Genomic DNA, 14,148 nt, shown 5'->3' on the forward strand with positions numbered 1-14,148 from the left:
AATACAATTAAAGAATAATCCTACTAATAAAAAACAAAAAAATTCTACATAGTTTGAAAGAATAGAAAAAAATGATAGAAAGAAAGATAAAATTGTAAAAATAAAAGAGATTTTGGACATTGAAAAGCGAAAGTCCTGGAGCGGAGATCAACTATTCTCAATTTAAATAACAATAAAGTGTACAAAATCTTCTAAATAAAAAAGAATTCAAGTTGTATAATTTCGACCTGAATTCTGAGAATGAGATAGTATCTTTCATTCTTTTATTATGGCTCTTTTCTAAAAGATTATTGCTTTTGGGAGTATTAATTTTAAAGACATAAGTTGATTACAACGGAAGGGTGCCCAGGCTCCTGTGGGAGATGCGGGAAGGCTGAGACCCCACAGGAGCGTATGCGACGAGGAGGCTCAGCTCACGCCCCTAGGAAAGCGAGCATCCTGGAGTTGTAATCAACTAACGTATTCTAAAATAACAACAATATATACGAAAACAGCCTTCATTAAAGAAATTGTAAACATATCCTTAGTTAGAAATGAGAGAAACCAGAGTAAACATCCCTACTTTTCCATTTTATCTGCCGGTTTATCTTTACATTTCTCAAGTCCAGCTTTTTGTAAAACAGCTTTTTGTGCTTGTCCTTTTTTTCCAAGATAGTTATGTTTAGCACCAAAATAAAGAATATATAAGAAAGAAATAATGTTTACAATAGCTTCAATTTGGTTGTTTTTTAAGAAATTGATACCAAACGAATGTAATAAAAGTTGAAGAGCTAATAGAAATCCGGTTAAAAATCTTAAAACGTCAGGTAAATTATCTTTAGACATTATGATGGTCACCTCCTACCATATCATACGAAAACTTGTCCAAAATGTGCATAGCATTAAAAAGTCGTTTGAAATTAAGAGTTTCGTCTATTGTAGGAATGATTGAAAAAGAGATATTCACACAAAAATTATCATTTTACTATTAAAATTGATCAACATTTAACCGAATAGTTAAGAGAAAAGTAAGATTTAAGAATCTATCAAAAGGTCATAAAACTCAAAATTAATAAAGTTTTTTAAGTGAGTGTAATGAATAGGAACTAATTGGATAAAAGATTAATATCTATTATTTTTAAATATTAAGAATAATAATATAATTGATAGTAATTAATTGAAGGAAGGTTGACGGAAATGGAGCAAAATAAAGGCATATTAATGGATAGTGGAACAAATGAACTTGAAATTGTAGAATTTACAATTGGAAATAGTAAATTTGGTATAAATGTGATAAAAGTTAGAGAGATTATTAATCCTTTACCAATCACTCAAGTCCCAAGATCACACAAAAATATTGAAGGAATTATTGAGCTTCGTGGAGAAGTTCTACCTGTCGTTGATGTTGCTGCAACAATCGGTTTCCCACCTTCTGACGAACCACAGTATGATAAATATATTGTAACTGAATTTAACAATACAAAAATGGTATTTCATGTACATACTGTAACTCAAATTCATCGTATCTCTTGGTCACAAATTGAAAAACCAAATGAAATGTACCAAGGATTAGAAACTCAAATTACTGGGGTAGTAAAACATAATAATGAAATGATATTATTACTAGATTTTGAGAAGATCGTTGTTGAAATTAATACAGAAACGGCTATTTCAAAAAAGAAATTAAAATTACATGAAACAAGAGAAGTTTCCAAAAAACCAATTTTTATTGCAGAAGACTCTCCTTTATTACGTACCTTAATTAAAGATACGTTAAAAGAAGCAGGTTATGTAAATACTAGTTTCTTTGAAAATGGACAAGAATTGCTTGATGAATTAACATCTATTAAAGCTTCAGACAAGATTATTGAAGACGAGGTAAAGTTAATCGTTACTGACATTGAAATGCCTCAAATGGATGGCCATCATTTAACGAAACGAATCAAAGAAGATCAAGTTTTACAAAAAGTTCCTGTTATTGTATTCTCCTCATTAATTACAGATAGTTTACGCCATAAAGGCGAACAAGTTGGAGCAGATGCGCAAGTTAGTAAGCCAGAAATCGGTGAATTAGTTGAATTAATTGATAAACTAATACTATAAAAAACAGTAAACCTACCATTAAAAAAAATTAATGCTAGGTTTTACTTTTTTTTATAAAAAAACTTAATGAACTTTAGAAAATTTCCAGATTTTTGTGTTACCATGTAATAGGAATTTTAAAATTACATAAAAACATTTTCAATTTTTAGGCATTTATGCAACCTTTAAGTAGATAAACTAATAGAAGGAGGGGAAATTATGGCATTTAGAAAAAAGGGAACTACAAAAAATCCTTCTTCGTTTAGAAAAAAATTTTTTGTTATCTTCATCAGTTCATTGCTAGTACTATTTATCATGCCTTTATTGAAGCTGAATGGTTCTTCAGACAATGCAAAAGCGATTCAAAATTTGAAGGTTAGTCCTGTTAGTAAAATTAAGTTAACCACTACAAAAAAACCCCTGATTACAACCTACAACGGTAAAACACAGAAGGTTATGTATTTAACATTTGATGATGGAGTTTCCAAATACGAAAAAGATATTGTTAATATCCTAGAAAAGAATAATGTTAAAGCAACATTTTTTCTTATTGGTACTACCCTTAAGGAGTATCCTCATAATCCTCAGTCCTTATTACAAAAGGGTGAATATGTAGGAATGCATAGCATGTCACACAATTATAAAAAACTGTACATTGAAGGGCATTTTACAGAAGAAATGTTGACTGAGCAAAAGCTCCTAAAAGGTTTAACTGGTAAAGAAATTCATTTGGTTCGACCTCCATATGGTAGCAAACCTGGTTTAACGTTAGATGAACGAAATCAATTAGCTAATTCAGGACTTAAAATGTGGGATTGGACAATTGATTCGTATGATTGGAATTTACCTCACAATCCAAAACAAATTATTAACAATGTTTTAAGACATGCCAATCGTAATGTAGAAGTTGTTTTATTACATGAAAAGAAACAAACTGTAGAAGCACTGCCTAGTATTATTAAAGGTTTAAAGGCAAAAGGTTATACATTTAAAGCTTATGATGAAGATCAGCATTTTCCATTAAATTTTTGGCATGACGGAAGATTGTAAAAAGAGATTTAGGAGGTACCAAGTTTGAGGAAATTTTTCACCATTGTGTTAGGCATAATCATCTTGGGAAGTTTGTGCAGTTGTAATAATCAAAAAGAAAATATTACATTAATTAATCATTATGAAAAAGTAGCAAATAGCGAGAAAAATTTTACAAAATCCGTAGAAACTATTCAAAATCTTACGAATGAAAATGATAAGCTTCTTGCTCAAATATTAAAAGAGGGCCAGAAGTCAAATCAAAATTTACTTCCTATTTTAAACAAGACAAGAAAAAATGTTAGTATGATTCAGGAGCAACTTAAAGAAGAAAAGAATTTACTACAAAAATCTGTTACTTTACACAATGAGTATAAAAAGTATGCAAATAAATTAGACTCAAAAGAACTTCAAACAGATGCATTTAATATTAATGAACTATATGAAAAAAGATACGAAGCCTTTATAAATTACTATAACCAATTTCTAGACATTACAAAACAAGAGAATGATTTTATTAATTCTCTTTCAACATCAAAAACGAATATTGATTTACTAAGTAAACAATCCCTTAATTTAAATTATGAATATGAAAAGTTAGATAACTTAATAAATACATTTAATCAATTATCTGGAAACTATACTAATAATGAAATGAAATTTATTCATAAATTAAGTTCTAACGAATAAGAAAAAGTACACATTGTGTGATTTAAGCACAATGTGTACTTTTTTATTTAGAGAATTTTATTAATATGAATAATGGCATTATTTTTATTTCTTTCGAATCGGATCACTAGGAAAAGTAAAAGTAGATTTACTATTAAAATACGAATTATAAAGTGATTTGTTTGTGTTTTTTTTATTTATTGTACTTTTTTGTACCTTAAAACTTTTCTCAGAAATCCCTAAGTAATGATAAATTATTTTTTTCGCATAGCTTAATGACATGATTACTTTTGGATTTCGATGGGAATTTTCTAAAAATCCTAGATGAGGTAATTGCTGAAAGTCTTCTTTAGTAGGAGGTATGTGAAAGAAGAAATCTTCGCATTTTACTAAGACGTCTGATTGCTGTTTGCTAACACGTGGATTATTTGAAAAGTGTAGCCCTACTTTTTTTGCCATTCCTTCATGTATTAATTTAGAAAGCGTTTGCTTTTTTAGTGAATATAATTCAGCGGGTTCTAAAGCTGTTTTCGCGTGGCGATTTACAATAAAGACCGCTTGATAAATATCGTATGTATTATAGTTTATTTGTTGCTGATTTGCATCTCTATTGTACATTCAAAATGAACCTCCGATTACGTTATATGTATATTATACTGATAATAGCTTAATTTTCCAAATAATACTATATAAGAAAAAATAAAAGTTGACTAATAAATTACATAAATCTTATTAGTCAACTAGTAGAATAGTTTAATTAATCTTGTTTTAAAAAGGCTTTTGCTGAAAACCATAGCCCGGACTAGGTGGATATGCGGGAGATAGTGGTATAGTAGGACCACCTGCAAAAGTAGGACCACCTGCAAAAGTAGGACCGCCTGCAAAAGTGGGACCGCCTGCAAAAGTAGGACCAGCTGAAAAAACAGGACCAGGTGGATAGAAAGGATAACCATATCCATATCCATATCCAAAACCATAAGGTCTAAATGCTAGAGCTCCTACTGCTAAACCTCCGATTAACCCTCCTATAAAAGGGAGAAAAGGAAAAAATCTTTCATCGTTAGGGTCAATTGGGTAGTCTGGAAATTGAGCTGTACGGTAATAGTGATATGGATCAAAGTAATATTGGTTGTACAAAATTATTACCTCCTCTCAAGTGTACTGTTCATTTTATGGAGTGAAGGGATAATTAGAGCAGGTACAAAAAAAATAGGGCTACTGCCTATTGTTTAATTAATAGAGGATTAAAACTATCGAACATGCTGATTTACCTATTTTCAGAATATTAATTTTCGAATATAGTAAGATTAGTAGATTTTGTTTTTACATCATTGATTTTACCTCATCGTAACTACTTAAATATTTCGTTAAAGGATGTTTATGATGATGTCACAATTTCTAAATTTAAATACTAATTCTATTGATCCTAAAATAATTGAAGGTGTTATGTCTTCGATTAATGATTTAGTTTTTATAATGAGAGTGATTGGTAATGAATTTTATTATTATTTTGCAAATGAAAATGCAATGGAATTTGCGGGGTTAGATCATGATCATGACTTTATTGGCAAAAGTATTTATGAAGTAATGCCAGCAGATGTTGCTAAAGGTATAAATGAAAACTATCTTACTGCAAAAAATAGAAAAGAATCAATTTGGTATAATGATGTAATTGTGAAAAATGACACAAATACTTATTTTGAGACAGTATTATCACCAATTTTTGACTCAAATGGAAATTGTACATACATAGTAAGTGTGACACGAGATGTAACACTTTCGACAGTCGAAACGAAAGAAAAGTTGGAAAATGAATTAAGATATCGTTCTTTATTTGATCATAATTTAGATAGTATATTGATGGTAAATAATGAAGGAACCATTGAACAAGCTAATCCTTCAACCTATCATGTTCTAGGATATAAACAAAAGGAATTAGTAGGGAGAAAAGTTACAACTATTATTTCGGAAAAAGAATTAAAAGAATTTCAAAACCTATTTACAATTACTCTTCAAGGGCATTCATCAGAAATAGAAAATTCGATTGTGTTTCATAAAAATGGACAATATATTAGAAGTCACATTAAAGGTATTCCAATAGTTTATAAGGAAGAAATTAGAGGGATTTATTTAATTATTAAGAATGTATCTTCAATTAGTGAAAAAGACAATTATATTTACTACCTTTCTCAAAGAGATCAGTTAACTGGTTTTTATAAACGGGATCAATATCCAACAATTGCAGATCGAATGATAAAAGAAAATCAGACCCAAAACCAACAATTTGCTATTATTCTATTTAATATTAATCGGTTAAGTCATGTAAATGAAACATACGGTTATGATGTTGGTGATTTAGTTATTGAATCTGTTTCAAAAATATTATTTTCCTATGTAGAACAATTGATTGGTGGAAGTAGTCCAATTATTAGGCATAGTGGAGATGAATTTATTCTCTTTGTTTCAATGAAATCTCAATATCAAATTATATCAATTGTTAAAAAGTTAATCGATTTAGTCAATGTAACGATTAATATACCGAATAGAGACGAAAAAATTGGAATATCCTCTTCAGTAGGAATCAGTGTATACCCTAAAGATGGAAATACAAGTGACATTCTACTACGAAATGCAGAAAGAGCTTTATTAGCTTGTAAACAAAAAGAAAGAGAACTCTATTCTTTTTATGATGCAAAATACTCTTCAATTACACAAAATAAATTGTGTATTGAAAACTTACTAAAACAAGCAATTGACAAAAATGAGTTAGAAGTATATTATCAACCCCAGTTCAGTTTAAATAATTTTGAACTTGTTGGACTTGAAGCATTGCTTAGATGGAATAATGATAAGTTAGGATTTGTTCCACCTAACGAATTTATCCCCATTGCTGAGCAAACCCATTTAATAAACGAGATAGGTTATTGGGTTTTTGAAAATGTAGTCCAACAGATCAAAAAGTGGAAAGAAATGGGCTATCATGTGCAAAAAGTAGCTGTTAATCTTTCCGCAAAACAGTTTTATTCAAATGAAATCGTGCAATATATAAATAAATGCTTAAATCATCATAATCTTTCTCCAGATTTATTATCGATTGAAATTACCGAGGGAGCTATGGTGGACCGAGAGGAAACGGCTTATATTTTAAAAAGATTAAAAGCTTTAAATCTTAAAATCGCTGTTGATGATTTTGGAACGGGTTACTCTTCACTCAGCTATCTAAAGGATTTTCCTGTTGATATGCTTAAAATCGATCGAAGTTTTGTTCAAGCAATTACCGAAGATAAGAAAAATGCTGCAATTGTAACAACAGTTATCAATTTAGCACAATCTTTAGGTATGGATGTAATTGCTGAAGGTGTTGAAACAGTCGAACAAATTGAATTTTTAAAAAGGAAAAATTGTTTAAAAGCCCAAGGTTTTTATTTTAGTAAACCATTACCTGCAAATGAGATTGAAGAAAAATATTTTTCTAGTCGAACTAGTTAGCTTTTCATTGGAAGCTAGCTATTTTTTTTGGGCTGTTTTCTTAAACATTTTGGCTATTTAAGAATGCGCTTAGTTGATTGGAACTCCAGGATGCTCGCTTTCCGTGGGGCGGACGGTGAGCCTCCTCGTCGCTAACGCTCCTGCGGGGTCTCACCTGTCCCGCTGCTCCCACAGGAGTCTCGCACCTTCCGTTCCAATCCACTTCATTTTCACAAGTTTCCTTTGGCAAATTCTTTATAAGAACAACAATCTTTTAAAAAAGAGAATTTTTTTATGTCTATTCAATAAATATCTCTTCTTTTCACAAAAACCGCTCTTCTCTTAGTTATTGCTCCAACGCCTGTCTAGCTTCGACAACCATTCCCTCGGTCATTTCGCAAATAACATAAGGAAGTAAAAAAACACTTCCTTATGTTATTTACTCCAATGCCTGCCGGGGATAAGCAGGTGTCTCCGCATTTCTATCTCACAAAGCTAAGCGAGTCCGCTTCACTTTTCGTTTTTGTCTAGTTCCACAAACTAGCTCCTCGGCCATTTCACAAATAACAAATGAAGTGGTAAAAGCCCACTTCATTTGTTATTTGCTCCAATGTCTGTCTAGCTCCAACAACCATCCCCTCGGTCATTTCACAAATAACAACGGAAGTGAAAAAGCCCACTTCCTTATGTTATTTGCTCCAATGCCTGCCGGGGATAAGCAGGTTGTCTCCGCTTTTCTACCTGCCGGAGGTAACCAAGTTTGTTCCACTTTTCGTTTTTACTTCAATTATTGTTAGTTCTGGGGGTGTCAGAAAGCGGAATGGTATTTTTGAGGTGCCGATGCCATTGTTAACGATTAATGTTGTAAATTCATTAGCAGGTAATGAGTTGTTTTTTAATACGTATTTCCCTTTATAATAGTTTTTTGCAAAAGGTGGCATAAAAAGTGTGGGTGAAAATGGAAAAGGAAATTGCCCTCCATGACTGTGTCCTGATAATTGCAGAGATACAGGATAGTGCAATATATATTTTGCTACATCAGGTTCATGAACTAAAGCGATCGAAAATGAATTTTTTTCTATTTTTGATAGGGTGGAATTTATTTCTCTTTTTCCAAGCATGTAGTCATCTATTCCAATAAATGAAACTTTTTGGCTATTAATATATAGTGTTTTTATATTGTTTTTAAGAACAATAAAATCGCTATCTAGTAACAATTTTTCATATGCCTCTGTAAAATATCCCCCATGATCATGGTTTCCGTATATTGCAAATTTTTTATACTTTGCATGAATTGATAGAAGTAACTTATTAACTTCTTTCGCATAAGAAAATTTACGAATATCACTAATTAAGTCTCCTGTAAATATGACAATGTCTGAGTTAATTTTGTTAATTTTTTTAACTACTATTTTTAGATGGTTCACATCATGTTGATTTCGTAAATGAGTATCTGAGAATTGCACGATTGTCATACTATGGTTCGAATGATAAAGAGTTGATTTTATTGTATATTTCTTCGTCCAAACAAAAGAAGGTTCAATAAAAAAAGCATAGATTATGATAAAGGCGAAGCAAAAGAAAAAATACTTTTTAATCTTTTTCATTTTTTACCCTAACCTTTCAATGACATCTCTATTAATATATGTTTGACAAAGATTAAAATAGTAAAAAAATTTAAATTATTCTCAAATTTAACGTAAATTGGTAAACTATAGATATAATAGATTAGGAGGTTGTGAAATGAAGGGGAAAGTAGTGATTGTTACAGGTGGTTCAAGTGGAATGGGAAAGGCAATGGCAAAACGTTTTGCTAAAGACGGTGCGAATGTAGTTATTACTGGTCGGAATCTTGATACATTACTTGAAACAAAGAGTGAGATCGAACAATTCGAAGGTCAAATCTTACCATTTCAAATGGACGTAAGAGAAATCGAACACGTTAAGCTAATGGTACAAAAAGTTGACGAAACATTCGGGCGAATTGATTTTCTCGTAAACAATGCTGCTGGAAACTTTATTTGTGCAGCAGAAGATTTATCTGCAAATGGATGGAATTCAGTAATAAATATCGTATTAAATGGAACATTCTATTGCAGTTCAGAAGTTGGAAAGTATATGATCAAGCAAGGGATAAAAGGTGCCATTACAAATATGGTTGCTACATATGCTTGGGATGCAGGTCCAGGTGTAATTCATTCAGCTTCAGCTAAAGCAGGTGTTCTTGCAATGACAAGAACATTGGCAGTAGAATGGGGAAGAAAATATGGTATTCGTGTAAATGCTATCGCTCCAGGGCCGATTGAACGAACTGGAGGAGCGGATAAACTATGGATATCTGAAGAGATGGCAAAGCGCACAATTCAAAGTGTGCCACTAGCGAGACTTGGAACACCAGAAGAAATTGCAGGTTTAGCAGCTTATTTATTTTCTGATGAAGCAGGCTATATTAATGGAGCATGCTTTACAATGGATGGCGGTGCGTCACTAAACCAATATCCGTTTTAATATAGGAGGTAGAAAATGGACCCTTTAGATGTTGTTAGTAATATAGAAAAAGTCATTCCTTTTTTTCAGCCTGTCTATAGTGCCGACACACAAAAGGTTGCTGGGTTTGAATCAGTAGGTAGAATTCATTTAGAAACATTTCAAAGCCTGGAATTTTTCTTTAAAAATGATACTGTACCAGAAGAATTCTTATTAGAAGTTGAAAATGAGCTTTTAAAGAAAAGTTTACAAAAAGTAGTAGACTTCGGTAGAGAGTATTTCCTTTTTATTAATCGTCATCCAAAAGCTTTATTAATGGATGATCCCGATAATTTTATTACCCTTTTACAAGAATATGAAGATAAAGGATTAAAATTAAGTAATATTGTATTAGTTTTAAATCACGGATTATTTCATGGTTCTGAAAAGGAATTAAAAAATTTAATGACGTATTATCAAACATATGGTATTAAGATTGCAATTGATAGTATTAGTGAAAAAGTGATTAATTTAAGTACACTTAGATATTTATCTCCAGATATCATCAAAATTGATTTTAAGCATGTAAAAAATAGTATTCATACATCTTCCTTCCAGGACATCTTACAAGCTATAATTTATGTGGCAAGTAAAATGGGAGCATCGATATACTATGATGGAATATCAGATTCTCATCAACTTCGCCAAGCATGGAAGAATGGTGGACGTTTTTATCAAGGCGCTCATTTGAGCTTACCGGATCATGAAATGAAGGATTCCATTCATTTTAGCGAAACATTAAAAAATGATATCCAACATTTTATAGCAGCTGAAAAGACAAAGCTGGAGTCTTTAAGTAATGTTACTCATTTACTTCAACAGAGAGTTGAAGCTGTTATAAATAAATATCAAAAATACGAAAACTTCACTGATTTATTATCAAAAATGACAAATGACTTACAATCATTCTGTTTTCGAATGTATATTTGTGACGGAGATGGTTATCAACAAACGGCAAATTTATTTAAATTAAATAATGACTCTTGGATTATTCAAGAGGAGTATGTTCATAAAAATTGGAGCTGGAGACCGTATTTCTTAGAAACCGTCTTAAAAATGAGAGTAAATGAACAAGGAATCTTGTCTGATCTGTATCGGGATATTGAAACCGGTGAAAAAATTCGGACATTCTCTTATCCAATGGAAAAAGGCTACGACCTTTATATCGATTTGAGTTATGATTTTTTATTTAAGCATGATGAGCTTTTATTTTAAAGAAGAGTTCTGTTAAACCAATTGAAAACACCTAATTTTTCTGTTGATGGTAACATTTTTGTTACCGTCTACTTGGAAAAGTTAGGTGTTTTTTAATTGAGAGCTTGATTTGATTTGTAGGAAAAAGGGTTATTGTGTCAATTGATGATTGAATTTTTAGAAAGATTAAGGTGGAGCAATTTAGTGTGAAATGCTAAGCTAAAATTAGGATAAATTGGACAAGCTAGTATTGGAGGTTAGAGTGTGCGTACTTTTATTCTAAAAGTTGTGGTTATTTTGTTTGTTTCATTTTTTGCATTTCATTTCATAGGTGTTGGAAAAGTAAATGAGCTAGATAGAGAAGAGGCATTTGCATTACTTCAAAAGACACGGACTATTCAAGAAGATATTACGAACAAATATTATACGTACGAACAGTTATATAATAAGCTTTCCCCATACGTTACAGATTCATATTTTCAAGCATTTTTTGATACGCATATAACGAAAACAGAAAAAGGGTATATCGCTTTAGGAACTGATGTTAGTGGCTTATATATACCTAAATTTAGTTATTCAAATCGAACAAAGATTAGTTATGATGAACAAAATAATTTAATTTATATTTATGAAAAAATGCCTAAAATGACTGAACCTGTTATTCGTCCCCAACATTATGAATATGTTGTTCTTTCAAAAGAAGGTAATACATTAAAGGTAAGTGGTATATTACAAAGTAAAGAATTATTAACAGAAGTAAAACAATTAACAAATTAGCTAGATATAAAGGAGTTTCCAATAGTAAAAGGAAGCTCTTTTTTTGTAGGTAAATTTACAATAAAATTTTTTACGGAATAACTAGTTGTAAAAAATTCAAAGGCTGTCTTCGTATAAATTGTTGCTATTTAAGAATGCGTTAGTTGATTACAACTCCAGGATGCTCGCTTTCCTAGGGGCGTGAGCTGAGCCTCCTCGTCGCATACGCTCCTGTGGGGTCTCAGCCTTCCCGCATCTCCCACAGAAGCCTGGGCACCCTTCCGTTGTAATCAACTTCTGACTTTTAAATTACAAATCCTAAAAGCAACAATCTTAAAAAAGAGCCTTTTAGAAAAGAGACATCATGCTAATAAAATTCTCACCATGTCCCATGAAAATAAGGAATTCATCCTATAATAATTGACTTTTCATTTGTTATTTTCAGGGTAGCAAAAAAAAATATACGTTTATTATTTTTGTTAAGAATCTTTAAAGTTTCTTAACAAAGATTGTTTATTTAATCTTTAGAAGAGACATAATTTGATCAATTTGCGGCCCGCGAATAATTTCGTTTCCAATTACTAATGTTGGTGTAGAGAATGAATCTAATTCATGAATCATTTTCTGTTTTGCTTTGGAATCCTTTGATACATTAAATTCTTGATAAGAAATATTATTTTCCTTTAATAACATTTTTACATAATCACATGGTGGACATCCATCTTGTGTAAAAAGTTGCACTTCCATTTCTGCACTCCTCTAATTGAAAGTTTTTTATTATCTTCTCATGAACTAGAATGTTAAACAAATATTTAGTTCTACTAACCGACAAAATCTAACACTTGTAATTAAGTTGAATTACAAGTATTCTTATTAATGGAAACTAATTACAAATTATCTGTCTTAGCTTTTTTATGGATAGAAATTGTAAGAACGTAAAACCTATATTTAGGTAATGACACATGGTAGAAAGGAGTTCTAATATGTCTTTACTACTAGGAATTTTAGAACGCTTAGAAAGCTTAAAACAACAGGCAACAAATGGAGAGGTAGCACAACGATACTTTGAAGTTAATGGTGAGAGAAAATGTAGTGTTAAATATGCTGAAAAAAATGCTACTTTCGAACTTGAAGTTTATCAACCAGGGGAAAAACCTCAAACTTTCCCATTTGATAATATTGATATGGTTGCAATTGAAATTTACGATTTAATTTCATAGTATAAATTAGAAAAAAATAAAGTAACTTGTTTTAAATAGTATAAAAAAGAAAAACCAGCAAAGTAAAATTGCTGGTTTTTCTTTTTTTTTACATAGATCTTAAGTGCTTAAATACAAGTTGGTTGAATAAACTTAAGGTGAATTTACATAGTAGCCATGCTTACTTGAATGGAGAGTGAAAAAGATGAATGAAGAGCAATATCTTTTTTATAACCTTAGCGAAAGAGATATGAACTTTAAGCGTGTCATTTTTCATTTGAGGGAGTTTGTACAAAAAGATCCTTATGCTCACTATCGTCTCTCAATTGGTACGGATTCACAGGTTCATAGTAAAGGGACAAAATTCATTACAGCTTTGCATTTACACAGGGTTGGAAACGGAGCTTGGGGATGCTTGAATTCTTGTTTTCATAATCGCAAAATTAGAAATTTAAAAGAGAAAATTTTTTTAGAAACTTTATATAGTCAAGAAATTGCACTTTTATTAACTCCCTTCCATTTAAATGAAATTTTTCAGCCAATATATGACCAAGTAGGTACAAAAAATTTTAGTTTTGAAATCCATTTAGATATCGGAGAAGTAGGATTAACAAAAGAATTTATTCAAGAAATGACATCTAAAATAAGTGCCATGGGAATTACACCCAAAATAAAGCCTGAATCATATACAGCATTTAGTTATGCGAATAAATTTACAAAATAATTCGTTTAAATTAATAAAACATGGATAAGAATGAAAATAGGAGGGATGAAGATGCAGAGTGAAGAAAAATTTACCGATGATGAAATGTATTTATTAGTAGATACCGTAATGAAGCAAAATTATGCAATTGAATTAGTTTCTTCACAAATTACAGACATTGAAAATGGTTTAATGGATGTCGGAGAAGAACAGTATACTCGTTTATTGCATTTATATCATAAATTAAGGGATTTAGGATTGTAAATTGTATATTGTACAATGTAGAACCGTTTTAGATAATGAACAGTTTCGTTATCTAAAACGGTTTTTCCTTTTAAAGAGGAACGAGGGCAGAGAGCAGGAAATAGGAAAGAAGGAAAAGGGAACAAGGAACAAGGAACAAGGAAACAAGGTACAAGGAACAGGGTACGGGAACTACCCGACACTGAAAGAGAGAACCTGTAGTGGAATTGAACGTATCACCTTCTTAAATAGCAACAAAGTTTACGAAAACAGGCAATATATTATTCCTATTTAATAAAA

15 protein-coding genes are annotated in these 14,148 nt (G+C 31.0%); 10 read left to right on the top strand and 5 right to left on the bottom strand.

All coding sequences use genetic code 11. From position 1 onward, the window contains the following. Nucleotides 1–558: 558 nt before the first annotated feature. Complete coding sequence (locus J5Y03_RS05895; RefSeq protein WP_245208778.1) at nt 559–825, bottom strand: phage holin; 267 nt, start codon at nt 823–825, stop codon at nt 559–561. A 351-nt stretch (nt 826–1,176) separates the two neighbouring features. Between J5Y03_RS05895 and J5Y03_RS05900 the strand changes: the two genes are divergently transcribed. From J5Y03_RS05900 to J5Y03_RS05910, 3 genes are all read left to right on the top strand, one after another. Further along, on the top strand, nt 1,177–2,082 hold the full coding sequence (locus J5Y03_RS05900) for a chemotaxis protein (protein WP_209403527.1): 906 nt from the start codon (nt 1,177–1,179) through the stop codon (nt 2,080–2,082). 198 nt (nt 2,083–2,280) lie between these two features. Next, on the top strand, nt 2,281–3,111 hold the full coding sequence (locus J5Y03_RS05905) for a polysaccharide deacetylase family protein (RefSeq protein ID WP_209403529.1): 831 nt from the start codon (nt 2,281–2,283) through the stop codon (nt 3,109–3,111). Nucleotides 3,112–3,135: 24 nt separating this feature from the next. Next, nucleotides 3,136–3,780 carry a YkyA family protein gene (locus J5Y03_RS05910; protein WP_209403531.1) on the top strand — a complete coding sequence of 215 codons (645 nt, stop codon included), beginning with the start codon at nt 3,136–3,138 and terminating at the stop codon, nt 3,778–3,780. 84 nt (nt 3,781–3,864) lie between these two features. Here J5Y03_RS05910 and J5Y03_RS05915 read toward each other — a convergent pair whose 3' ends face one another. Both J5Y03_RS05915 and J5Y03_RS19805 read right to left on the bottom strand, forming a co-directional pair. Then, nucleotides 3,865–4,377: a YkyB family protein gene (locus J5Y03_RS05915; protein WP_209403533.1), complete on the bottom strand. Its 513-nt coding sequence runs from the start codon at nt 4,375–4,377 to the stop codon at nt 3,865–3,867. 150 nt (nt 4,378–4,527) lie between these two features. Then, the gene (locus J5Y03_RS19805; protein ID WP_245208800.1) at nt 4,528–4,896 is read right to left on the bottom strand and encodes a hypothetical protein; all 369 of its coding nucleotides are present in this window, start codon (nt 4,894–4,896) and stop codon (nt 4,528–4,530) included. 249 nt (nt 4,897–5,145) lie between these two features. On the opposite strand from J5Y03_RS19805, the gene J5Y03_RS05925 reads away from it, so the two are divergent. Further along, nucleotides 5,146–7,248: a sensor domain-containing protein gene (locus tag J5Y03_RS05925; RefSeq protein WP_209403535.1), complete on the top strand. Its 2,103-nt coding sequence runs from the start codon at nt 5,146–5,148 to the stop codon at nt 7,246–7,248. Between the two features lie 716 nt (nt 7,249–7,964). On the opposite strand, the gene J5Y03_RS05930 is transcribed toward J5Y03_RS05925, so the two are convergent. Continuing rightward, nucleotides 7,965–8,834, bottom strand: coding sequence for a metallophosphoesterase (locus tag J5Y03_RS05930; protein ID WP_209403537.1), 870 nt, complete (start codon nt 8,832–8,834; stop codon nt 7,965–7,967). A gap of 136 nt (nt 8,835–8,970) precedes the next feature. Here J5Y03_RS05930 and fadH point away from each other — a divergent pair, with 136 nt between their 5' ends. From fadH to J5Y03_RS05945, 3 genes are all read left to right on the top strand, one after another. After that, nucleotides 8,971–9,735, top strand: a complete 765-nt coding sequence (fadH, locus tag J5Y03_RS05935; RefSeq protein ID WP_209403539.1) for a 2,4-dienoyl-CoA reductase — start codon at nt 8,971–8,973, stop codon at nt 9,733–9,735. A gap of 15 nt (nt 9,736–9,750) precedes the next feature. After that, entirely contained in the window at nt 9,751–10,968 is a 1,218-nt protein-coding gene (locus tag J5Y03_RS05940; protein WP_209403541.1) for an EAL domain-containing protein, read from the top strand. A gap of 243 nt (nt 10,969–11,211) precedes the next feature. Next, nucleotides 11,212–11,724, top strand: coding sequence for a DUF3993 domain-containing protein (locus J5Y03_RS05945; RefSeq protein WP_209403543.1), 513 nt, complete (start codon nt 11,212–11,214; stop codon nt 11,722–11,724). Nucleotides 11,725–12,216: 492 nt separating this feature from the next. Here the strand turns inward: J5Y03_RS05945 and J5Y03_RS05950 are convergent, their stop codons facing one another. Further along, nucleotides 12,217–12,450 (bottom strand): glutaredoxin family protein, encoded by a 234-nt coding sequence (locus tag J5Y03_RS05950; RefSeq protein WP_209403545.1) that lies wholly within the window; start codon nt 12,448–12,450, stop codon nt 12,217–12,219. Nucleotides 12,451–12,686: 236 nt separating this feature from the next. On the opposite strand from J5Y03_RS05950, the gene J5Y03_RS05955 reads away from it, so the two are divergent. The 3 genes from J5Y03_RS05955 (at nt 12,687) to abbA (ending at nt 13,869) form a co-directional block, all read left to right on the top strand. Beyond that, nucleotides 12,687–12,923 (top strand): YkuJ family protein, encoded by a 237-nt coding sequence (locus tag J5Y03_RS05955; protein ID WP_209403547.1) that lies wholly within the window; start codon nt 12,687–12,689, stop codon nt 12,921–12,923. A 184-nt stretch (nt 12,924–13,107) separates the two neighbouring features. After that, nucleotides 13,108–13,626, top strand: a complete 519-nt coding sequence (locus tag J5Y03_RS05960) for a ribonuclease H-like YkuK family protein (protein WP_209403549.1) — start codon at nt 13,108–13,110, stop codon at nt 13,624–13,626. A gap of 51 nt (nt 13,627–13,677) precedes the next feature. Beyond that, nucleotides 13,678–13,869, top strand: coding sequence for an antirepressor AbbA (gene abbA / locus J5Y03_RS05965; RefSeq protein WP_209403552.1), 192 nt, complete (start codon nt 13,678–13,680; stop codon nt 13,867–13,869). The last annotated feature ends 279 nt before the right edge of the window (nt 13,870–14,148 follow it).

It is taken from the genome of Gottfriedia endophytica (assembly GCF_017814275.1).
GTDB classification, from domain to species: Bacteria; Bacillota; Bacilli; order Bacillales; family Bacillaceae_G; genus Gottfriedia; species Gottfriedia endophytica.